The 24,579-nt window shown below is 32.8% G+C and carries 18 protein-coding genes and 1 pseudogene; 8 read left to right on the top strand and 11 right to left on the bottom strand.

Going from position 1 to position 24,579, the window contains the following annotated elements:
• The 3 genes and pseudogenes from FOF46_RS16830 to nirD all read left to right on the top strand — a co-directional run.
• Positions 1-218 (top strand): annotated as a pseudogene (locus FOF46_RS16830) (alginate export family protein); the annotation flags it as partial.
• A 185-nt stretch (positions 219-403) separates the two neighbouring features.
• Positions 404-2,923, top strand: a complete 2,520-nt coding sequence (gene nirB, locus FOF46_RS16825) for a nitrite reductase large subunit NirB (protein WP_143917260.1) — start codon at positions 404-406, stop codon at positions 2,921-2,923.
• A gap of 54 nt (positions 2,924-2,977) precedes the next feature.
• On the top strand, positions 2,978-3,355 hold the full coding sequence (gene nirD, locus FOF46_RS16820) for a nitrite reductase small subunit NirD (RefSeq protein ID WP_143917259.1): 378 nt from the start codon (positions 2,978-2,980) through the stop codon (positions 3,353-3,355).
• 162 nt (positions 3,356-3,517) lie between these two features.
• Here nirD and FOF46_RS31620 read toward each other — a convergent pair whose 3' ends face one another.
• On the bottom strand, positions 3,518-3,688 hold the full coding sequence (locus FOF46_RS31620) for a class I lanthipeptide (protein WP_160114390.1): 171 nt from the start codon (positions 3,686-3,688) through the stop codon (positions 3,518-3,520).
• A gap of 157 nt (positions 3,689-3,845) precedes the next feature.
• Here FOF46_RS31620 and FOF46_RS16815 point away from each other — a divergent pair, with 157 nt between their 5' ends.
• The 4 genes from FOF46_RS16815 to FOF46_RS16800 all read left to right on the top strand — a co-directional run bounded on the left by FOF46_RS16815 (position 3,846) and on the right by FOF46_RS16800 (position 8,072).
• Complete coding sequence (locus FOF46_RS16815) at positions 3,846-4,733, top strand: DUF6734 family protein (RefSeq protein ID WP_143917258.1); 888 nt, start codon at positions 3,846-3,848, stop codon at positions 4,731-4,733.
• A complete protein-coding gene (locus tag FOF46_RS16810) occupies positions 4,718-5,473 on the top strand; it encodes a hypothetical protein (RefSeq protein ID WP_143917257.1) in 756 nt (251 codons plus the stop codon). Before FOF46_RS16815 ends, FOF46_RS16810 begins: the two co-directional genes overlap by 16 nt.
• Before the next feature lie 196 nt (positions 5,474-5,669).
• The gene (locus tag FOF46_RS16805; protein ID WP_143917256.1) at positions 5,670-6,254 is read left to right on the top strand and encodes a DUF4202 domain-containing protein; all 585 of its coding nucleotides are present in this window, start codon (positions 5,670-5,672) and stop codon (positions 6,252-6,254) included.
• A 6-nt stretch (positions 6,255-6,260) separates the two neighbouring features.
• Positions 6,261-8,072: a PAS domain-containing sensor histidine kinase gene (locus tag FOF46_RS16800; protein ID WP_143917255.1), complete on the top strand. Its 1,812-nt coding sequence runs from the start codon at positions 6,261-6,263 to the stop codon at positions 8,070-8,072.
• Between the two features lie 13 nt (positions 8,073-8,085).
• Here FOF46_RS16800 and FOF46_RS16795 read toward each other — a convergent pair whose 3' ends face one another.
• From FOF46_RS16795 to FOF46_RS16750, 10 genes are all read right to left on the bottom strand, one after another.
• Positions 8,086-8,955 carry a BadF/BadG/BcrA/BcrD ATPase family protein gene (locus tag FOF46_RS16795; protein ID WP_109439092.1) on the bottom strand — a complete coding sequence of 290 codons (870 nt, stop codon included), beginning with the start codon at positions 8,953-8,955 and terminating at the stop codon, positions 8,086-8,088.
• 76 nt (positions 8,956-9,031) lie between these two features.
• Positions 9,032-10,033 carry a type I glyceraldehyde-3-phosphate dehydrogenase gene (gene gap / locus FOF46_RS16790; protein ID WP_109439093.1) on the bottom strand — a complete coding sequence of 334 codons (1,002 nt, stop codon included), beginning with the start codon at positions 10,031-10,033 and terminating at the stop codon, positions 9,032-9,034.
• A gap of 54 nt (positions 10,034-10,087) precedes the next feature.
• A complete protein-coding gene (gene pfkA / locus FOF46_RS16785; RefSeq protein ID WP_143917254.1) occupies positions 10,088-11,074 on the bottom strand; it encodes a 6-phosphofructokinase in 987 nt (328 codons plus the stop codon).
• A 269-nt stretch (positions 11,075-11,343) separates the two neighbouring features.
• Complete coding sequence (locus FOF46_RS16780) at positions 11,344-12,075, bottom strand: T9SS type A sorting domain-containing protein (RefSeq protein WP_143917253.1); 732 nt, start codon at positions 12,073-12,075, stop codon at positions 11,344-11,346.
• Positions 12,076-12,364: 289 nt separating this feature from the next.
• Complete coding sequence (locus FOF46_RS16775) at positions 12,365-13,753, bottom strand: alpha-amylase family glycosyl hydrolase (RefSeq protein WP_143917252.1); 1,389 nt, start codon at positions 13,751-13,753, stop codon at positions 12,365-12,367.
• Between the two features lie 31 nt (positions 13,754-13,784).
• Positions 13,785-15,641, bottom strand: a complete 1,857-nt coding sequence (locus FOF46_RS16770; protein ID WP_143917251.1) for a glycoside hydrolase family 13 protein — start codon at positions 15,639-15,641, stop codon at positions 13,785-13,787.
• A gap of 126 nt (positions 15,642-15,767) precedes the next feature.
• A complete protein-coding gene (locus tag FOF46_RS16765) occupies positions 15,768-18,074 on the bottom strand; it encodes a glycoside hydrolase family 65 protein (protein WP_109439098.1) in 2,307 nt (768 codons plus the stop codon).
• A gap of 154 nt (positions 18,075-18,228) precedes the next feature.
• Entirely contained in the window at positions 18,229-18,894 is a 666-nt protein-coding gene (gene pgmB / locus FOF46_RS16760) for a beta-phosphoglucomutase (protein WP_109439099.1), read from the bottom strand.
• Positions 18,895-18,902: 8 nt separating this feature from the next.
• Positions 18,903-20,273: an MFS transporter gene (locus FOF46_RS16755; RefSeq protein ID WP_143917250.1), complete on the bottom strand. Its 1,371-nt coding sequence runs from the start codon at positions 20,271-20,273 to the stop codon at positions 18,903-18,905.
• Between the two features lie 111 nt (positions 20,274-20,384).
• Positions 20,385-21,428 carry a LacI family DNA-binding transcriptional regulator gene (locus tag FOF46_RS16750; protein ID WP_109439101.1) on the bottom strand — a complete coding sequence of 348 codons (1,044 nt, stop codon included), beginning with the start codon at positions 21,426-21,428 and terminating at the stop codon, positions 20,385-20,387.
• A gap of 222 nt (positions 21,429-21,650) precedes the next feature.
• On the opposite strand from FOF46_RS16750, the gene FOF46_RS16745 reads away from it, so the two are divergent.
• Positions 21,651-24,578 (top strand): SusC/RagA family TonB-linked outer membrane protein, encoded by a 2,928-nt coding sequence (locus tag FOF46_RS16745; protein WP_143917249.1) that lies wholly within the window; start codon positions 21,651-21,653, stop codon positions 24,576-24,578.
• Position 24,579: the final 1 nt, after the last annotated feature.

Genomic DNA, 24,579 nt, shown 5'->3' with positions numbered 1-24,579 from the left:
ATTACCTGGGAACTGAAATAGATATTGTATTTACACAAAAACTATTAGCTTTTGCAACACTTAAAATAGGATACTCTCATATGTTTGCCTCTGATTCTATGGAAATACTTAAAGGAGTACCTGAACCTGCAGATAATCAATTTTGGGGATGGGCCATGCTAGTCGTAAAACCTAACTTCTTAAAATGGAGTCCAAAACCTGAGGTTCCCTCAGAATAAAAAAAATTAGTTCACAATAAGTTAGCTATAAAACACTATACTATAGACAAAAACCTGCAAAATCAATTTTGCAGGTTTTTGTCTATATTTTTTAGAGATTCATAATTTACCATATTCATAATTACGTAATTCTTATTACATTAATAAGTATTAATACTTAATTTTGACTTATAAATACGTAATTTATGAAAAATGTAGTAGTGATCGGTAATGGAATGGTAGGTTATAAGTTCTGTGAAAAGTTTGTAGCCTCAGAAAAATTTAGCGAATATAAACTTACTGTTTTTGGAGAAGAGCCAAGAAGAGCATATGATAGAGTCCATTTAAGCGAATATTATTCAGGAAAGACAGCAGAAGATTTAAGTATGTCTTCGCCAGGCTGGTATGAAGAGAACAACATCGATCTTCATATCTCAGAAATGATTACAGAAATTAATAGAGAAGAAAAAACAATTGCAAATCATAGAGGAATCAAATATTCATATGATTATTTAATTCTGGCAACAGGATCTTCGGCATTTGTACCTCCTATCCCAGGTGTCGAAAAAGAAGGAGTTTTTGTATATCGTACTATTGAGGATTTAGAAGCAACAGAAGCTTTTGCAAAAAAATTAAAAGCTGCTGGCAAAACAGAAGCTGCGGTTCTTGGTGGAGGGCTTTTGGGTTTAGAAGCTGCAAATGCAGTCAAAAATTTAGGGTTAAATGCTCATGTGGTAGAATTTGCCCCACGTTTAATGCCCAGACAGTTAGACAAAGGAGCAAGTGATATGCTTCAATCAAAAATTGAGAGCCTAGGCTTAAAAGTACACTTATCAAAACAAACACAATATATTCAAGGGGATAAAACAATTGAAGGTTTACAATATGTAGATGATACAGAATTAAAAGTAGATATGCTTGTAGTTTCTGCTGGTATTCGTCCTCGGGATGAAGTTGCTCGTGAGTGTGGTTTAGAGGTAGGTACTCGTGGTGGTATTCTGGTAAACAATCAAATGCAAACTACAGATCCAAACATCTACGCAATAGGAGAATGTGCCTTACTCAACAATATGATTTATGGCTTGGTAGCTCCTGGTTATGATATGGCAGAAGTTGTTGTAGATCAAATCATAGGCGGAGAAAAAGAAATGCCTTCATATATCGATATGTCTACTCAATTAAAACTTATTGGTACAGAAGTAGCTAGCTTTGGTGATGCATTAAATGAAGCTAAAGAAGAGATTGATGAAATTACGTATGTAAATAAACGTAACGGAGTTTATAAAAAAATAAATGTCACTAAAGATGGAAAAAAATTATTAGGTGGTATTCTCGTAGGTGATTCTTCAGATTATAACGCCTTATTTCAGATTTATAATACGGCGATGAAGCTTCCTGAAGGGCCAGAGGATCTAATTTTAGGAAGTCGTGGCGGAGATGGTGGTTCTTTATTAGGGGATGTTATGGATTTACCTGATGATGCACAAATTTGTTCTTGTGAAAGTGTTACTAAAGGTCAAATATGCGGTGCCATACAAAATGGAGAAGCTAAAGACTTAGCTGATGTTGTTAGTTGTACTAAAGCCGGAACAGGTTGTGGCGGATGCAAACCTATGGTAAAAGATCTAACCGATGCCACGCTAAAATCCTTAGGGATCGAAGTAAAAGATCATATTTGTGAGCATTTTGATTACAACAGGCAAGAATTATACGATATTATTCAAATAAAAGGATACACAACCTTTGACGAAGTTTTAGATCACATCGGAAACGGAGGGCATGGTTGTGAGCTGTGCAAACCTCTTATCGCCTCATTAATGGCTACTATTCATGCAGATACTGCCAATAAAGAATATACTATTCAGGATTCTAATGATCGTTTTTTAGCGAATATCCAACGTAACGGAACCTATTCTGTAGTGCCACGTATAGCAGGAGGTGAACTAACCGCACAACAATTAATTGATTTAGGCGAAATAGGAAAGCGCTATGATCTATATACCAAAATTACTGGAGGACAACGTATTGACTTTTTTGGCGCAACGCTAAATCAATTACCAAAAATATGGAAAGATTTAATCGATAAAGGTTTTGAAAGTGGGCATGCTTACGGGAAATCATTACGTACTGTAAAAAGTTGTGTAGGTTCTACATGGTGTCGTTATGGAATGGATGAAAGTGTAAGTTTTGCAATCGAATTAGAAAACCGTTATCGCGGAATGCGCTCACCGCACAAAATTAAAGGTGGAGTTTCGGGTTGTATTCGTGAATGTGCAGAGGCACGTGGAAAAGATTTTGGGGTCATTGCTGTAGAAGGTGGTTGGAATTTATATGTTGGTGGAAATGGAGGAGCAACCCCTAGACATGCAGAATTACTTGCAGAACAAATTGACAATGAAACTGTAATTAAATACATAGATCGCTTCTTAATGTTTTATATGCGAACTGCAAAACCTTTACAACGAACAGCTGCCTGGCTGGATAGATTAGAAGGTGGTATTGAACATTTAAAAGAAGTAGTGATCAACGACAAATTAGGTATTGCTGAAGATCTAGACCGAGAAATGAAAACACTGGTAAATAAATTTGAATGCGAGTGGAAACAAGCTATTGAAGATCCAGAAATGATGAAACGCTTTAGTCACTTTTTAAATAGTGATGATGACGATGATAATTTGGTATTTGTTCCGTTACGTGAACAAAAAATGCCACAACACTGGAAATAAAAAAATAGAATGGGGTTTCCGTTTTTACGGAAATAACTTAAACAAAACCTTATTATGGAAGAAATTTTAGAAATATATAAATCTACTTCATTAGAAAATGTAACCATATGGTTCGAAGCAGCCAAAGTAAGTGATTTCCCAAAAAATGGAGGAGCCTGTATCAAATACAAAGAAAAGCAAATTGCTGTTTTTAACTTTGAAAGAAAAAATACCTGGTACGCTTGTCAAAATGTTTGTCCGCATAAAATGGAAATGGTACTAAGCCGTGGTATGATTGGTGATCAGAATGGAATACCAAAAGTTGCGTGTCCAATGCATAAAAAAACATTCTCTCTGGAAAACGGAGAGAATTTAAATGGTGATCTTGCTCCTATAGCCACTTACCCGGTAAAAATAGAAGGTAACAAAGTTTATATTGGTTTTTCGGAGTGAGAAAAAGTAGTATTTATAATTCTTTTGTTTAAAATTATAATTTCATAGAAAAAGGTAGCAACCTAAGGTTACTACCTTTATTAAAAAATTAATCTAATAATTCATAAGTATTATTTAAATTATAAATAATTCCTTTTCTAGTGCACTTAAGCCAAAAAATCCTTAACCGCATGAATAAGATGCTGTGCAAGTAGTCCAATGACCGCCACCTCCACAATCTTTACCTCTTGTAGGATAATTTCCACCTCCTACTATTTTTCTTTGGTTAGAGTTACTAAGACTACTAATTTTTTGCTTACCTAAAGACAGTTTTAAATTTTTCTTTTTTTTCATGTAATTTAGTTTTAAAAGTTATCTTAAATTTATTTAAAAAATCTAACATATCTTTTCAATTAACAAAAGTTTATTACCCTCATTAACATTACGTTAAACACTGGAAGAATATCATAAATAGTTCCTTAAATTTAATGACTGAAACCTAAAAAATACAATGAAAATACTCCACAGTTTTTGGTCAAAACCCTATTTTTTTAATAAGAACTACAAAAATATTGGAGGTTGGCGACAAAATCGTTTTTTCTATATGAGTTGGGCATTAAGTTGTTTAACTCTAAATAAAATCTACGGTAATATCTCTTTAGTAACAGATCGACAAGGCTATGACATATTAATTAAGAATTTAGACTTACCATATTCGAATATTACTATTGAGCTAGACAATTTAAATAAATATCCTGCTAATCTTTGGGCTTTAGGAAAGATTGCGGCTTATTCTTTACAAAGAGATGCTTTTATTCATGTTGATGGTGATGTCTATATATGGGATCGTTTTGGCTCAAGAATCGAGAACGCAACATTAATTGCTCAAAGTAAAGATATTGATGAAGGTCACTATGAATATGCTATTAAAGAAATTCACAAAAACAATTATATTTTACCAAAATTAATTACCAATAGATTATCATCAGAAAGTAAAATAGTTGCAGCTAATGCTGGTATTTTTGGAGGAAATGACTTAGACTTTTTTGACGAATATTGTGAACATGCTTTTAAGCTTATAGAGGCTAATCAGAAAATTAAAAATTCTGATTTAAATGGCACATCTTATGCATTAATTTATGAGCAATATTTATTTAGTTGTATGGCACACAAAAAAGGGATCAAGATTGAATATCTAGTTTCAGATACTCCTAATCACACCAATTATGTAAAAGACATATCCAACTTTAGTAACAAATACGAATCCTCGTTAAAATATGTTCATTTATTATCAACCAAAAAACGATATATGGATTCGTGTTATGAATTACAAAACCAACTAGAATTAGAGTTTCCAGAGTATATGGATAAAATAGAAAGAATATGTCACAAGATTTAATAGGTAAATTAAAAATATATTACTCCAGAAGTATTGCTTTATCAAAAACATTAGGAATATTCATTCCTGATTTATTAGATTTTCATGACGGTGAAATCAAAGATGAAAATAATCCCATAAAAGGGTATTACAAAAGCAAGATTACTTCTCTAAAGAAAAATGATCCCAAACACAATATGCTAAAAGAACTTCTTTCTATCGAATTCGAAAAAGCACAACTTTATACACCTTCTAATTTAGATAAGATTAAAGAAAATGATGTAAAACTAAATATACAAAGAGAAGAAATTTTATCAATCTCTTATGATGAATTGTGTAATAAGAAAATCGTACAAAACCCTTTTGTAAATACTTATGAATCTTCATGGGAGTTTATAAATAATGCCACTGAAAAAAAGTTCTCTACAATAGAAATGAAAGGAGATTATTATTTTGTTTTTCAGTTAACAGGAATGTTTGACAGGGAAACACAGACATCAATTTTGGAATTTCCACTTCACAAACTAGAGTACTATTTTCTTCAACTTTCTGAAACCCCAGTAGTATTAATAGAAGTAATTAATGAATTTAAAAAAGTGTTTGATATTAATGACTTAAAAGAAGAAAATACATTAAACAATGAAATAAAAACAATGATAAGAAAATTACTTTTCAGAAAGTTCTTGATTTTTTACAAAGAGGAAGAGTATTCTATTCTTAAAAATCTATCTTTACAACGAAGACATTCCTTCTCTTCCTAATTAATAGTTAAGCGTACCTTAAAAGCATGATCATTAGTGGTATAAGTCTTAGTAATAATTGAGATAATACACCTTACATATCTTATAAAAAAGTTATGGATTGAGCTATATATAATGGGAATTCAAAGTAAGAGTCTCATTTGAATTCTGGTTTAAAAAGCACTAACTTTGTAGGTATATCAATACAATACTTTTTATGTCAAGCAATTTATTAGTTGAGGCTTATGCTTTATTTGATCAGGCAAACGCAAAAGATCCAAATCAGCATACTATAAATGGAAAACTTGTTCCTAAAGAATTAATTTATGGCCAAAGAATGTCTCAAACTATTGAAAAATTCGAACCCAATGCTTCTGAGGCATTAAAATTAGCTGCAAGATCTCAACACATCTGTAGGTGGGAAATTCCTCGTAAAGACTATCCTATGGATCGTATTGGATACCTAAAATGGAGAGAAGACTTAAAAAAATTTCATGCCGCAAAAGCTTCTGAGATATTAGAAAAAGTTGGATATGACTCAGAAATTATTGACAGAGTATCTTTTTTACTGCAAAAAAAGAAACTAAAAAAAGATGAGGATACACAAACATTAGAAGATGTAATTTGTCTTGTTTTTCTAAATTTCTACTATGAAGACTTCTTAAACAAACATACTCCTGAGAAAGTGATTGATATTTTACAAAAAACATGGCGTAAAATGTCTGAAAAAGGTCATAAAGCAGCATTACAACTGTCATATTCAGAAAAAGCATTAGATTTGGTTAAAAAGGCATTAGCATAATTATAATTGAACAAACAAGAATCATTAGATCATCAAACTTTTGGACGCCTAAGCAAAATATATAGTATTGCATTAGGTGCTATAGCGCTATTTTCTATTGGAAGTCAATTTTTTATACAGAAATACTTAAACTCTCAGATTGATGATTCACGAATCATTAATATATCAGGTAGACAAAGAATGCTAAGTCAAAAAATATCAAAGGATATTCTTGTGCTGTGCCATCTAGAAGATGAAGAATCAAAAATACAATACGCTAGTGATTTAGAATCTACCCTTGATCTCTGGAAAGAATCTCATGAAGTACTTCTTCAATATAACGAATCTGTACAGAAAAAAAATCGTGATAGTAGTGAAATAAGAAAAATGTTTTCTGTTCTGGAACCCTATTTTCAAAACATTCTACAAAGTAGCACCGAAGTCCTTAATCTTGTGAAAAACGATTCTATTGATGCTATAGCTTTAAAAACAAATCTTGATACTGTACTTCTCAATGAACCTTTGTTTTTAGAACAAATGAATGCAGTTGTTTTTCAATATGATAAAGATGCAAAACAAAAAGTCTCAAGCTTAAAAAGAATTGAATATTTACTTTTTTGTATTATAATTTTAATTCTGGTTTCTGAATTCTTTTTATTATTTAGACCAGCGGCAATACGTATTAAAAAGACAATTTCAAACCTATTAATTTCTCAGGAAAAAGCTGAAAGCATGGCTTCGAGAACAGAAGTATTGAGAAAAATACAAGAAGAAAACGTACAGGAATTACTTACACTTACTAAAGCAATCAATCAAACTCTTTTGTATGCCAGAGTGGATAAAGCAGGCTTAGTTATCGATTTAGGTGAGCGCTTTGGAAAACTGCTTCAAGTTGACCAAGATAACAAGCAAAAAAGCCTTGCTGACCTTATGAGACTTAATGAAGTTCAAAAAAGTAGATTACTTGAGCTTATTTCACAAAATAAAGGAGGTGTTTTTAACGAAGAATTTGAACTACAAATCGTTGCTAACCAAAAAATCTGGTTGGACGTATCTATATACACTGTATTTAAAGAATCAGGAAAATCTGAACGACTTGTATTATGTTCTGATATTTCTAAGCGAAAAGAAGCTCAAAATGAAGTTGAACGACTAAATGCTAAACAATACAAAGAAAAAGAAGAATTACAAAAATCTAACGCCAGTCAAATAGTAGAAGCCCAAGAAGAAGAACGAAAACGCATCGCAAAAGAGATTCATGACAGTATTGGTCAAATGCTAACCGCTCTTAAATTTAATATAGAATCTATAAATCTAAAGAATATTGAAAAGGCAGGGCAAAAAATTGAAGGTTTAAAGAAAGTTTCTAAAGATTTAATTCAAGGAATTAGAATGGCAACTTTTAATCTTACTCCACCAGAATTAAAAGACTACGGAATACCTATCGCTCTGCAGAAAATGGCTAGGGAGCTTTCTAAATTGACAGGAAAGAACATCATTTTTGAAAACAAATCAAATTTTGAACAAAGGTTTGACACTTTAGTCGAAACCAACTTGTATAGGGTCACTCAGGAAGCCGTTAACAATGCTATTAAATATGCCAATTCTGATTATGTTATGATTTCAGTAAATCATTCTAATTCGATACTTAGCATCATTATTGATGATAATGGTGATGGATTTGACATTGATAGTATTCCTTCTAAACCTAAAAACAACGCCGAAGGTGGCATGGGTTTATTCTTTATGAAAGAACGTATGAATTATATTGATGGCAGAATATTTATTAACTCTATCCCAGGTGAGGGAAGTCGAATTACTTTAAATTACTCTATTTAGCGATAAGATTTCTTTACACTTTATCTTTCTTACCTTTTATAATTTCATTACGGTAATAATCAATAATGCCATCTATAGGTCTTCTCACTATATTTCCAACAGTAAGGTTATATGGCCATACTGCAGCTCTAATAATATCCTCACTAAAATGTGCTATTGAGCCAATAAAATGAATAGGTACATTTTGCGCTTCAGAAAAACACAATACTCTATTCTCTACAAACTCCTGAATACCTTCAGTTACAATTTTATAAAAATATCCATTACGTTCGCTGGTAAAGATAAATTCAGCAAAAGAAGCTAAATACGTATTGGGATTATCTTTTTTGTACAAATTTTCTTTGATCGTATCTGAAGAAAGGTCAAAACGTTTTTCAAATTCTGATGCTACTTCAGGAGGCATTCTTTTGTAATAGTAATCACGTATTAAACGTTTCCCAAAATAATTACCACTTGCTTCATCCATAAGAATATACCCTAAAGAATCCACAGTCATATGAATATCATCACCATCATAGTAGCAACTATTAGATCCTGTACCCAAAATACAAACAATACCAGGTTCTGTTGTAGCAGCATAAACTGCAGCTACCATATCCTCTTGTACATCAACCTCTGCATTTTCGAAATAATCTTCAAAAATTTTCTTTAGCATTGCAGCCGGTTTTGGTGTACCACACCCTGCTCCATAAAACTTGACGATATCTATTTTTTCTCTATAAGAAGAAAGTTCTTCGTTGGCTCTTATTCTTTCTTCTAGTAAAGATTTTCCAAATACAGCAGGATTTAACCCCTCTGTTCGGGTTTTAAAAACGATTTCTCCAGAGTTATCTAGAAGAATCCAATCGCATTTAGTAGAACCACCGTCAGCTAATAAAATCATTTGAAAATTTATTTGTTGTTTACAAAAGGGAAAAAAGCCCCGAAAAAAGCCTCGGGGCCAAAATTATATAGTCTTCTTATAGGTTACCTACGTACTCTGATAAATCAACTAACTTAGAGGAATACCCATATTCATTATCATACCAAGAAACTAGTTTAAAGAAATTATCGTTTAATGCAATACTAGCTCCTGCATCAAAAGTAGATGTATGTGCTTCTCCAACAAAATCCTGGGATACTACATCTTCATCAGTATATGCTAAAACTCCTTTAAGTTCATTTTCAGAAGCATTTTTAAGCACAGCTTTTACGTCATCATAAGATACTGATTTTTTAGTTCTTACCGTAAGATCTACTACTGAAACATCTGCCGTTGGGACTCTAAATGCCATACCTGTAAGTTTCCCATTTAGTTCAGGGATTACCTTACCTACAGCCTTTGCTGCTCCTGTTGATGATGGTATGATATTATTCAATGCAGAACGACCTCCTCTAAAATCTTTTTTAGATGGAGCATCCACAACAGCTTGTGTTGCAGTAGCTGCATGAACAGTGGTCATTAATCCTTCTTCAATTCCAAAATTATCATCAATCACTTTAGCTAGTGGAGCTAAACAATTTGTTGTACAAGAAGCATTAGAAACAATAGTATCTGTTGCTTTTGCCTGAGTATGGTTAACTCCCATTACAAACATAGGAGCATCTGCAGACGGAGCTGAGATTACCACCTTTTTTGCTCCTGCTACTAAGTGAGCATTAGCTTTATCTAAAGTTGTGAAAATCCCTGTACAATCCATTACAACATCCACTCCAGCAGCATCCCATTTTAACTCTTCTGGGTTACGCTCTGCAGTCACACGGATTTCTTTTCCATTTACTACAAGGTTTCCATTTGCAACTTCTATTGTACCGTCAAATCTTCCATGTACGGAATCATATTCTAATAAATAAGCTAAATGTTCTACATTTAATAGATCATTGATTGCTACAATCTCTACATTATCACGTTTAGAAGCAATTCTAAATGCAATTCTTCCAATTCTTCCGAAACCGTTAATTCCAATTTTTAACGTACTCATATCTAAAATTTTAGTTGTTTTTGATTTAAATAAAATGTGGTTATAATATAAACTTTACACCGAGGTGATATCTGCAACTTTTATTAATCCGTCATGCTTATGTAATCTTGTGTCTAATGCTGTCTTAAGAGGCACAATAGTAACCACCTTATGAACAATACCAATCATTACTTCACTCTTTCCTTCTAAAAGTGCTTCTACAGCGCCTACTCCTAATTTACTTGCCAGCACTCTGTCATAACAACTTGGTGGTCCGCCTCTTTGTATATGCCCTAGTACCGATACTCGTACTTCGTAATCATCAAGGTTTTCTTCAACATACTCTCCAAGTTCAAAAATATTTTTTCCTGATTTATCTCCTTCTGCAACGACAATTATACTTGACGTTTTTCCTGTTTTCTTACTTTTTCTAAGAGAATCCAAAAGTCGTTCTACACCCATATCCTCCTCTGGGATTAATATCTCCTCTGCTCCTGCTCCAATACCTGCATTAAGTGCAATATCTCCTGCATCACGACCCATAACCTCAATAAGAAATAATCGGTTATGCGAACTTGCAGTATCTCTAATCTTATCGATTGCTTCAACCACTGTATTTAATGCAGTATCATATCCAATAGTATAATCTGTACCATTAATATCATTATCAATAGTACCAGGAATACCTACAACAGGAAAATTAAATTCTTCTGATAATTTTAGCGCGCCTGTAAAACTTCCATCTCCACCAATTACAACTAATGCATCAACATTATTCTTAATTAGGTTTTCATATGCTTTTTTTCTGCCTTCTACAGTTCTAAAATCTTTGGATCTAGCAGATTTAAGAAAGGTTCCTCCTTTATTTATAATATTACGAACAGAACGTGCATTTAGCTCTTCAATCTCATTATGTATCAGGCCTTCATATCCTTTATAAACACCAAAACAATTTATTTTATAATAACTACACGCACGGACCACAGCTCGAATGGCAGCATTCATTCCAGGAGCATCTCCCCCAGAAGTTAGCACAGCTATATTTTTAACTTTTTTTGTCATCGAGCCAAATCTATCGTTATTGGAAGTAATAACCTAATTTGCTAAAAAACTAAAACGTTTTCGGTTGATAAATTCAGTATTTACCGACAAAAAAGACATTATTTTAACACATTTTCATACTTTTCGTTAAGAATAAAACAATATATTAAATCACAAATTTTAAATATTATAATATCATAATAGATTATATAAAACATAAAAACGACCTGTCGAGACAAGTCGCTTTTATAAAATATTGCTTTTGTTTTTGATTATTTTATAATATACTCTTATTTAATAAACTGTTTAGTAATCACTTTATCATCCTCTACATATACTTTTACGATATAATTTCCCTTTGATAATTTTTCAATATTTATGGTATTCGTATTTGAAACACCTAACAACCTAGAATTTAGATCATAAATTTCGCTTTTTATAATATTTCCAGAATACTGTACTTTAATTTCTTCATTACCTGGGTTTGGGTAAATCTTTAAGTTTTGAATAGAACGTTCCTTTTCGATGTTAGGAGTTTGCACATCTCTTTCTGGGCCATTTGGTCCAGAAAATATTTGGCTTACAGTACTTGCCGGTACTGTCTGGGCACAATGCTGCATTTCGATTCCTGTCCATCTTATAACCCAATCTCTATTCTTTGCTGTACTTGCTCTTAATGGATTTGCAAAATTTAAAGATCCTACCGTTGGCAAATCAGAAGGAGCATCTGTCCATCTTAGATATACTCTAAATCCTGTAGGCGTAACATTATATAAAGACGGAGTACCTGAAATATACCAGTGAAAGCCTTTATTAGTTGTGGATTCTAAGGTTACCAGATAATGAGGAGTAGTATTAAAGCCACAAGCCGAGGTATTAATATCCACATAAATACCTGTTGTATTATAATCTACCCAGTCATCTGGAGAGGTTACTCCCTGGCCTATTTTTACCTGAGCTTGAATAATGATAAAACTAAATACTGTAAGAATTGTTAATACTAGTGTTTTAAGAGATTTCATGATTAAAAGGTTTTAAGAATTAAAAAGTTAGTTGTTTTGGTATACCGATTTAGTCAACTTTAAAGCTTTCCTAAGATACCATAAACCTCAAAAAACTTATTATGGAATAACAACAAAAAAAAGATTGACTCTCCTGATGTTTTGTCTTAAAAAACACATAACCCATTGATTACATGAAATTTAAAAACAAAAATCATTAAAGAAGCAATCTTCTAATATCATGCTAATTAATAAATAATTAACAGATTATTTCCCTTAATTTAATTGTGATATATAAATTATTACAATTTTATTTTTTAATCAAGATCCAATAGTCCCAAGCTGCAAGTTCATATTCTTGTCCGGGTTTTATTTCAAAATTATCTCCTGAAAGATAATTTGTAAATTCTCCTTTATATTCTGTTGTAAATTTTACTGGTTCCTTAGTCAAATTAGCCACAAAAACAACTTCATGATTGTCTTTTTTCCTTGCAAATGCTAATACTTTATTGTCATCTGAAGTTATAATACGAGTATAAGAAGCTGCATTTTTACCTCCATGTAAGGCAGGATTAGTATTTTTAAGTTTTCCTAACTTCTTATATAAAGGAAAGAACTTATTTTTCTTTTTAATAATTGTATCTTTTTCAAAGAACAATAAGCGCTTATCCATATCATATTCTTGTCCAGAATAGATTAGCGGCATTCCCGGAGCAACATATGACAGTGCCGCGAATACTTCTGCTGCATCTCCCATTCTTTCTTTTACTGTTCCGTTCCAGGAGTTTTCATCATGGTTCGAAGTAAAATTCATAAGAATATCATCTTTGGCATACATAGTGTCTATTTGTACCATTCTTTTATCCCATTCACTAACATTACTTTTACCTTGAGCGATATCATTCATCTTATGATGTGTATCCCATCCATATCCCATATCAAAAGCATTTTCTAATAATTCTGGCTCCCATCCTTCAGCTAACATAAATACTGGTTTAATTTTCTTAAGTTCGGTAACCGTCCTATTCCAAAAATCTACAGGAACCATTCCTGCTACATCGCAACGAAAACCATCTACTCCTTCTTCTTTTAACCAATATATCATATCGTTTTTCATCTGCTCCCGCATGGCGGTATTGTCATAATTGAGGTCAGCTACATCTGTCCAATCTGTATCCACAGTATGGGTAATATTACCTTCAGTATCTTTGGTATAGTATTCTGGGTGTTCTTTTAACCAAATATGATCCCAACCTGTATGATTTGCTACCCAGTCTAGAATTACATAAATATCGTTATCATGAGCAGTTTTTACCAGTGTTCTAAAATCCTCGATAGTTCCAAATTCTGGATTTACTTTTGTATAATCTGATATTGCATAATAGCTTCCTAAAGAACCTTTACTTTTGGTTGTCGAAATTGGATAGATAGGCATTAACCATAATACTTTTACTCCAAGTTCTTTAAGAACAGGAATATCTTTTGTAAACGCATTAAATGAACCTTCTTCAGAATATTGACGGATATTTGCTTCATAGATAATAGCATTTTCCATCACGGTATCACTAATTGGTTGAAGTTCTTCTTTTACCTCTTCCTTAATTTCAGTTTCAGCCTCTGCTATAACATTCTCTTCTTTTGTTTTTCCGCAAGAAAATAGAATTCCTATTGCGATAAAACTTAGTATTATTTTCTTCATTTCAAAAAATTTTATATCTGTAAGTATTCGTTTATTTTAATTCGATTATCATTGAGGTTTTTGCCGCCACGCCAAAATTCTCTGTTACATTTATATTAGAATCTGTAATAATATCTGTTCCAATCTTAAAGCTTTTTAACCCTTCTCTAAACCTATTAATATCTAATTCTTGATTTTTTAAACTATTATTAATGACCACCATAACGCTTTTCTCTGCATTATGTCTAAAGTATACGTATACATTATCAAAAGGAATAAACTGCAATAGCTTTCCTGTATGAATCACCTTGGTATTTTTCCTCCATTGTAATACTTTCTTTGTAAAAGCATGAAAAGCTTCCTGATCTTCTGTTCTTCCGTTTTTTTGATCTGAAGATAAAAATGCATTTTGCGTATCTTCTGGCCATCCTCCCGGAAAATCTCTACGAATATCTCCATCACCTTTCTTATCTTTATTTCCCAACATCCCTATTTCATCCCCATAATATAGCTGAGGAATACCGCGAGTAGTGAGTATCAATGTCATTACCATTTTATATGTATTGATATCTTCCTGGTAAATTTCATTGATACGGTTGGTATCATGGTTTCCTGAAAATAGAAGAATATTATTAATATCAGGGTATAAAAAGTCATTTGTAAAATTATCATATGCCCGTATCATTCCTTTATCCCAAGCATTTTCATCCTCATTAAACATTACTGTAATTGCATCATGGAGTGTAAAATCCATGACTGATGGTAAATGAGAATTATAATTATCGATAGCTCCTATTTTACTATCTTTTTGCCAATACGCCATTTGAGCCTGATCATGCATCCAGACTTCTCCAACAATATTGAAGTTAGGATATTCATCCATAATTGCTTTAGTCCATTTGGCAATCCCTATCTTATCATTATAAGAATAGGTATCCACTCTAAATCCATCTAAATCGGCATATTCGATCCACCAAATTGCATTTTGAGTGATATATTTGAGTAATAATGGGTTACTTTGATTCATATCAGGCATGGTAGTATCAAACCATCCATCCATACAGCCCTTACTATCAACTTGTGAAGCATTTGTATCAAACTGTGTCGTCATACGATAATTACTACGCTTAAATCCTTCTGGCCACTGATGTATCCAATCTTTGGTTGGCAAATCTGTAATCATCCAATGCTTGGACCCCCAATGATTAGTAACATAATCCATAATCAGTTTCATATCTTTCTTATGCATCTCTGATGCTAATCTTTTATAATCTTCATTTGTTCCATATCTAGGATCAATCTTATAAAAATCACTTTGTGCATAGGTATGATATGAATATGCTGGTTCATTATCTTCCAATAATGGTGTACTCCATAATGCGGTAGCTCCAAGATCTTTTAAATAATCAAGATGATCAATTACTCCCTGAATATCACCTCCATGACGCCCTCCCGGATTAGAGCGATCTGCTTTCTCGGCCGTATCTTTATGTGAATCATTTTTAAGGTTTCCATTTGCAAAACGATCTGGCATAATAAGATACATCACATCGCTACTATCAAACCCTTTTCTTTTAGCAGAGTTTTCTTTTCTGGACCTAAACTCATAAGGTTGTGAAAACACTACTTTATCATTTTCTGTAAAGTCAATAGAAATTGTTCCGGTCTTCACTCCTTTAGTATCTATTGTAACAAACAAATAATTAGGGTTTTCGGTTCTGGTAACATCACTAATAGTAATATCTTTTATATGAAGATCATATTTAGCAATATCTTTTCCATAGCAAAGTATTTGCAACTCTCCTATGTTCATATCACTCCACCAAAATGGAGGTTCAATTCTTTCTATTTGTGCATGAGTTAAAGAAAAAACAAAGCAGAAAAATAGGGTTATTAATGTACTCTTCATTTTTATATTTTTATTAAATAAATTATTATGTAAAATCAATACTTTAAAAGTATTTCGGTACAGAAATAAATACCCCAAAAACATCGAGCGTCTTTGGGGTATTTTATCCTTAATCAACACTAAAATTTATATTGTAATTAGACTATTAGGAGAAATTTTAAACTCCTTATCATCAACATAAATTAATAGTTCATGGTCACCCTCAAGATTAAAAGATGTTCCTTCTTGAGAAACATTAACTTTTAGAATTTGATTCCTGAAATTGACATTAAAAGTATATCCTTTCCATTCTTTAGGAATTTTAGGAGCAAAAGACAAAGTATCGTTTTTAATTCTAAGTCCTCCAAACCCCTCTACGATACTCATCCAGGTACCTGCCATACTAGTGATATGCAATCCTTCTTCTACTTCTTTATTATAATCATCAAGGTCTAATCTAGAAGTTCTCAAGTAGAATGTATATGCTTGATCCATTCTATCCAATGCCGCAGCCTGAATACTATGAACGCAAGGAGACAATGAAGATTCATGTACTGTAAACGGTTCATAAAAATCAAAGTGAAGTGCTAATTCTTCTTTGGTAAACTGGTCCTCAAACATATAGAATCCTTGAAGCACATCTGCCTGCTTAATATAAGGAGAGCGTAATATTCGATCCCAACTCCACTTTTGGTTAATTGGTCGTTGTGATGAATCTAAATCAGAAACACTTATTAATTCTTTATCCAGAAATCCATCCTGTTGTAAATACACTTTATGCTTTTCTGAAAATGGGAAATACATTTTTTCTGCAACTTCAGACATTGCATTAATCTCTTCTTGTTTTAGATTCGTTTTTTCTATAATCCTGGTATAGTCACTTTTGTATTCTGCTTTTACTTTATTGATGTTTTCAATACAATATTCTATACTCCATTTTGCTAAATAGTTAGTATACCAATTGTTGTTGACATTGTTTTCATATTCATTAGGTCCAGTAACTCCTAGAATGACATACTTATTTTTATCTGTTGATAATGTAGCTCTCTGATGCCAAAAGCGGGCAACCCCTATCATAACTTCAAGACCTTTTTCTGGTATATAACTATAATCCCCGGTATAACGATGATAATTATAGATAGCAAATGTCATAGCTCCATTACGATGTATTTCTTCAAACGTAATTTCCCATTCATTATGACATTCTTCTCCATTCATAGTTACCATAGGATATAACGCTGCTCCATTAGTAAAACCAAGTTTTTCGGCATTCTCTATAGCCCTTTCTAAATGGTTATAACGATAGGTTAACAAATTACGTGCTACAACCTGATCTTTGGTTGCCATATAAAAAGGAATACAATATGCTTCTGTATCCCAATACGTACTACCTCCATATTTTTCGCCTGTAAATCCTTTTGGTCCTATATTGAGTCTGGCATCTTTGCCCAGGTAAGTCTGATTCAGTTGAAAGATGTTAAAGCGTATTCCTTGTTGTGCTTTTACGTCACCTTCAATTGTGATATCTGCCATTTCCCAAATTCTTGACCAGGCTTTCTTTTGCAAATCTAATAATGCATCAAATCCTGATTCTGAGGCCTGTTTAAGTACCGTAGTACTAGCGGAAGCTAAATCTTTTTCTTTGTGATTAAGTGATACCGTATATCCACCAAACTTTACTATACCTGCTGTTTTTCCTTTAGGTATAACAATCGAATAGTTTAATTTGACATATGTACTATTTGTTTCTACTTTGGGATAGATATTTTTTTGTTCTCCTTCAAGAAAGATTTGATTCAACATTCCTGTACACACATGAAATTCGGTCTTCATTGTTTTTGACAAAATATATGCTGAATCTCCTTGTTGTGATAAATCATAAGTATCCCAGAATTTATCATCCCAATTTGTATCTTCATTTGTAATTCCCGAATCAAGATAGGGCGTAAACACAACGGTAGCATCATGATTTATAGGAGTCACTTCGTATTTAATAGCACCAACCTCATCCAAATCAAGACTTAGGAACCGTACAGATTTAACCGATACTTCAATACCGTTTAATAAAGTAATATCAAAAGAACGCTGATACCAGCCTTCCTTCATATTTAATTCTCTTCTGAAATTAGTGATCGATCTACATCTATATAAATCGAGTTTCTCTCCATTTATTTCTACATTGATACCGATCCAATTTGGTGCATTAAGAACTTTGGCAAAATATTCTGGGTATCCATTTTTCCACCAACCTACTCGGGTTTTATCAGGATAATATACTCCTGCAACATAACTTCCCTGAAAAGTAGGACCTGAATACGCCTCTTCAAAATTGGCTCGTTGTCCCATTGCTCCATTGCCTATACTAAAAAGGCTCTCTGAGGATTTAACTCGTTCTACATCAAATCCTTCTTCAATTATTGACCAGTTATCTGGTTTTATATAATCCTGATTCATCTGCTTTTAATATTTTTTTAGATGTCAGATGGAATTTGCCACTACATCAACTATATAAGTATCAACCAACGCACTAGCTGGTCTCTTCTCTAAAAATGTCTTCAAGACATTTTCTTTACATTTGATCTTATGGCTCATTTCATACTATAAACTGTTAAACTTTTTGAGTTGTAACTAACGTATCTATAAACTCTTCTTTTATTTCTGTAAAATCTTTAAAAATGTAATCTGCTTCATGTAACACACTAGGATTACCAATACCAATACTGATCATATTGGCGCTATTAGCGGCTTGAATACCTGCTACAGAGTCTTCAAACACCACACAATTCTCTGGGGAAACCCCTAGTGCTTCTGCACCTATAAGAAATACTTCTGGATCAGGTTTTGCTTTTGAAACATTAGTACCATCTACTATGCTATGAAATTTGTCATAGAGCTCTACTTTCTCTAAAATAATTCTGGCATTTTTACTGGCAGAACCTAAGGCTACGCCTTGTTCTTTTGATATTAAATAATCTAAAATTCTTGGTACATCTGGTAGAATTTCACTAGTATCCATTCTAGATATGTAGTTTAGATATTCTTCATTCTTTTCAGACATTAGTTTGGTAAATCTTTCTTCTGATATCGTTTTACCTCCCCACTCTAATATTTTTTCTAAAGAACGAACTCTACTAACTCCTTTAAGTTGTTCGTTTTGTTCTTCTGAAAAAGAAATTTCTAAACTAGTGGCAAGATTTTGCCATGCTAAAAAGTGATATTTAGCGGTGTCCACAATAACACCATCTAAATCAAATATAAATGCTTTCTTCATTATTCTACTACTTATTTTGGGTTATAGGTTATGGCGTCTTTATTAGTTATTAGCAGGTTACAAAAAGCTGCTATTGTCAAACTCATTCCTGCTATTACCATGGCATAAATTGTTTCGTTTCCAATAAGTTTATAAGCAAAATTAACTCCTCCTACAGCCGCTACAATCTGTGGTATCACAATGAACATATTAAATATACCCATTATAACTCCCATTTTCTTTGGATCGACAGAGCTTGACAACATCGCATATGGCATTGATAGAATACTACCCCAGGCAAATCCTATTAGTGTAAAAGAAAGGAACAACCAATCAGGAGAAGGGATGAAATACATAGATACAAATCCTATACCTCCTAATAATAGTGACCCCATATGAACTAACTTTCTATTAATCCTTTTTCTGGATGTATAGAAGGTTAATATTAGAGCAAAAGCCATTGATGACAGTCCATAGGTACCCATATATCTACCAACCTCATTAGATGATTTTTGAAATGCTGTATTTGCTAATTCAAATGCTTCTTTGGATTTGGGGATACTCATATCAAATGAGGATTCGGTGGGAACTGGTGTTTTAAAAACATGTTCTGTTAATGCAGGATTAGCAAGGCTCCACATTGTAAAAAAAGCAAACCAACTGAAAAACTGAATCAATCCCAGTTTCTTCATAGTAAGTGGCATACTTCCTATATTATTTAATATATCAGGAATGAATTGGTTTTTTTTCTTTTTCTCTTTTTCGAATTCTTCCATACTTTCTGGAGGATATTCGGAGGTTGTAAATACTGTATATAGAATACTTATAAGAAATATAAAAGCTCCAATAGCAAAAGCTATTTTTACTGACATAGGAATAACACCATTTGGAGCAGAATCGCTTACTCCTATTTGAGAAATCACCCAAGGTAAATTACTTGCTACCCAAGTTCCTATTCCAATAATTAGTGTTTGTGTAACAAAACCATATGATCTTTGAGATTCAGGTAATTTATCAGCTACCAGAGCCCTAAATGGTTCCATTGAAATATTAATAGAAGCATCTAAAATCCATAAAAATCCTGCTGCAACCCATAATGTTGGAGAATGAGGTACCAAAAACAAAGCTATAGAGCTTAATATAGCTCCTATTAGAAAATAAGGCCTTCTTCTACCCCACCTTGGGCTCCAGGTACGATCACTTAAATATCCTATTATAGGCTGAACCAACAAACCTGTTAAAGGAGCAGCAATCCATAATAATGGTATTGCATCTTTTTCTGCACCTAAGGTTTGAAAAATTCTAGACATAAATCCGCCTTGCAAAGCAAAACCGAATTGAATTCCTAGAAAACCGAAACTCATGTTCCAAATTTCCCAGAAACTTAATTTACGCTTGTTCATCAAGTAAAAAATTTAATTATTACTCTGATAAGCGAAACTACTTATCAAAACTTATTTTAGTAGAAAGCGAAAATATAAGTTTTGAATAGAGGCCAAAGATATTATAATTTTTCAATTATTAGGATCACTCCCTATTTTTTTTGTAGATTTTCTTTGGATTAAGCTAGTATCAATAATTACCGTCCTATACTCTTCTGTCACCTCATCATCTCCTTCTAATTTATCTATGAGAAGCTTCGCAGCTCTTATGCCCATATCTTCTCCATGTTGACTAACTGTTGTTAAACTAGGAATAAAATGCTTTGATAATATCCCATCGGTAAAACCTATAACAGAAACATCATCAGGCACTTTCTTTCCTTGTACATCAAGGACTTTGACAGCAGTAACAGCAAATAATTCATTTACTGCAAAAATAGCATCAATATCTTTATCTTTTAAAAACTCAGAGATTTCAGCTTCACAATTATCTATATCTTCTATCTTAAGTATAAACTCTTCTTTTTCGGTAATATCGTATGCTCTTAGTGCTCTTAAATACCCATTAGTTCTTAATTTCCCAACACTTATGTAATCTACGGTAGTGAGTATTGCGATTTTCTTACAACCTATAGAGAGCAAATGATTTGTAGCGGTTTGTGCTCCTTTAGTATCATCAATAATCACTTTATCACAAACCACTTCATCTATAATTCTATCAAAAAGAACCACAGGCATTCCCTGACTCATGGTTTCCTCAATATGGTGATAATCTTTTTTAAGTTGAGTCTCTTTTGCCACAGATAAAATAAATCCATCGGCACTGCCACTAGCTAACATCTCAAGATTGATCACTTCTTTATCAAATGAGTTATTAGATGAACATATAATTACATTATATCCTTTTTCATTTGCTACTTTCTCTACTCCACCAATAACCGTAGTAAAAAAGTGATGTACAATCTCTGGGATAATAACACCAATGGTTTTCGTTTTACGATTTTTAAGGCTTAAAGCTATATTGTTAGGTTTATAATTATAAAGCTTTGCAAATGCTTTTACCTTTTGTCGTGTATCCAAGCTTATTTCTACGCTATCTTTTAGCGCTTTTGATACTGTAGAAATAGAAACATCCAATTCTTTTGCAATCTGTTTTAACGTAACTTTTTGTTTCATTCCCTAATAATTTTGGTTAAAAGTCAAATTTTGAAGCGAAAATATGTCATATGGACAGAATTAAACTTAAAATTTTAACGGAATTTCAAAAGTTTTCCACACGCAAACGTTTGCGTAAGGTTATGGTTAAACCCTACTTAAAATTTAACACAAAATTTACATACTTTGGTTGCGGAAAGCGAAAATATAAGACTTAAAACAATCAAAAACTAATTTAATTTTATGAAAACATTTACTAAAAGCGCATTGTTTTTATTGTGGTTGATACCAATGAGCTTTTTTGCACAGTCGACTGTTAATGGAACAGTTACTGACGCAGGAAATGGTCAACCCATTCCTGGTGTAAATATCATTCTTAAAGGATCTACAAACGGAACAACTTCTGATTTTGATGGAAATTATACTTTAAGCAATGTTAACGATGGGGATATTATTGTATTCTCTTATGTTGGATTTTTACCTCAGGAAATGGCATACAGTGGTCAAGCCACAATAGACATTGTATTAGAAGAGGATGCCGCCGAATTAGAGCAAGTAGTTGTAATTGGTTACGGTACTACCAGAAAAAAGGATTTAACAGGATCTGTTGCTCTGATAACTTCAGAGGATTTTAATACTGGTAATAACATTACCGCAGAAACTCTATTTAATGGTCGAGTAGCTGGGGTAAACATTAATACCAACGGTGGTCCTGCAGGAAATTCTGAAATTAGAATTCGAGGAGGAGCGTCATTAAACGCCTCCAACAACCCCCTAATAGTTGTTGATGGTCTACCATTAAATGATCCTGGAGATACTGATAACGGCTCTAGATCTGTTCTTTCTGCCATCAACCCAAATGATATTGAATCATTCTCTATCTTAAAGGATGCTTCAGCGGCAGCCATCTATGGTAACCGTGGAGCAAATGGAGTAATTATCATTACAACCAAAAAAGGTAAAAAGAATTTACAAATAAGCTTGGATTCCAAAACTGGTATAAATTCTGTAACCGATGTGGTAGACGTATTCTCTCCTAGTCAATACAGAACGTTTATAGCAGAAAACTTCCCTTCTCGAGTTGACGATTTAGGTTCTGCTAATACAGACTGGCAAGATGAGATTTATAGAGATGCTTTTTCTTCAGATCACAATTTATCTGTTAGTGGTTCTATATTACAAGTATTACCTACCAGGCTGACCCTAGGCAGATCAGATCAAGAAGGTCTTAGAAAAACTTCAAAATTTGAAAGAACAACAACCTCTCTTTCTTTAAACCCTAGACTTTTCAATAATCATTTAAAGATAGATGTTAATGCAAATCTTAATTTTGAGAAAAATAGATTTGCTCCCAATGTAGAGGGATCTGCTATTACATTCGATCCTACTCAACCAGTACTCGAGCCAGGCTCGCAATATGGAGGTTTCTTTGAGTACCTAGATCCTAGTACTGGTTTTGCAAGAGCAAATGTGCAACTAAATCCAGTTGCTCAATTACTCCAAACCAGAGATGTTGCAAATGTGAGAAGGTATTATGGTAATGCTAAATTCGATTATCAACTACATTTTTTTCCAGATCTAAGAGCTGTAGTAAACCTTGGGTTAGATACTAGTGAAACAGATAGATTTGAAGAACGCTCTACAGAAAGTGCAAATACATTTAATGCTGCTCAAGGAGAATTCAATGGTTATAAATCTGATACGGACTTTATTGCTAAAAACAAATTATTGGATACATATTTGGTATATAACAAAAAAGTTGGCGGTTTAGATATCGAAGCAACTGGAGGATATTCTTATCAAAAATTTGAAGTAGAAGAATTGCTAACAGGAGATCAACGAGATCCAAATATAGAACCTGAAGAAACTATCAATGCCGATGTAGTATTATTAGCATATTTCTTAAGAACAAATTTAAAATTTAATGACAAGTACTTTTTAACTGGATCTATACGTCGAGATGGTACTTCTAGATTTAGTGAAGATAACAGGTTTGGTTATTTCCCTTCAGCATCTTTTGGATGGCAAATTAATGAAGAAGATTTTCTTAAAAACTCATCTTTAGTAAGTAATCTAAGATTAAGATTAGGTTATGGTATTACCGGACAACAAGATATTCCTTCTGCAAATGATTACTTAGAACGTTACAGAGGTAGTGGGCCAAATACTCAATATATCCTTAATGGAGAAGTTGTAAATATTGTTCAGGCTCAATTTAGAAATGAAGAAATCGAATGGGAAAAGATAACTGAATATAATATCGGTTTAGACTATGGTCTCTGGAATGATCGAATCAGTGGTTCTGTAGATGTGTTTAGAAAAGAATCTGATGATTTACTTTCTCAAGCCCCTGTACCAGATGGTGCGAACTTTTCTAATCAAGGATTTCAAAACATCGGTAAGTTTGTTACAGAAGGATTAGAATTTTCTATCAGTGCTGATATCATTAAAACCAATGACTTAAATTGGAATGTTAGTTATAATGCTACTTATATTAATAGAGAAATTGAAGAGTTAGCATTTGGACAAGACATATTAACTACTGGTATTGGAGGTGGTACAGGTAATACTATCCAAATTCAAAGACAAGGAGAAGCCCCTTTTTCTTTCTTTACATTTGCTCAGCTTTATGATTCTAATGGTAGACCAATAGAAGGAGCTTATGCAGATTTAAATGGAGATGGTGTCATAAACAACGATGACAGATATGTTTCTGGTGATGCAACTGCAGATATCACAATGGGACTTCAATCAAGTTTCAATTATAAGAATTTTGACTTTAGCTTTAACATGAGAGCTAGTATTGGAAACGAAATCTACAACAATGTAGCTTCATCAAACGCACAACTTGGAAATGTATTTAGAAATGTATTTAATAATACTCCAGTAAGTGTATTAGATACTAATTTCCAAAATACTTCTGATGTGATTTTATCAGATTACTATGTAGAAGATGCATCATTTGTAAGAATGGATAATATTACAGTAGGATATACAATGCGAGACCTAATGAAAGGGATATCAAGCTTACGTATATGGGCCGGGGTCCAGAACGCATTCGTTATTACGGATTATTCTGGATTAGATCCTGAAATCCAAAATAACGGTGTGGATAACACAATCTTTCCAAGAGGACGCACTTTGTTATTAGGAATTAACTATAAATACTAAA

The organism is Aquimarina algiphila, from assembly GCF_007489275.1.
Classification (GTDB): domain Bacteria; phylum Bacteroidota; class Bacteroidia; order Flavobacteriales; family Flavobacteriaceae; genus Aquimarina; species Aquimarina algiphila.
This window is presented reverse-complemented; position numbering and strand designations above follow the sequence as displayed.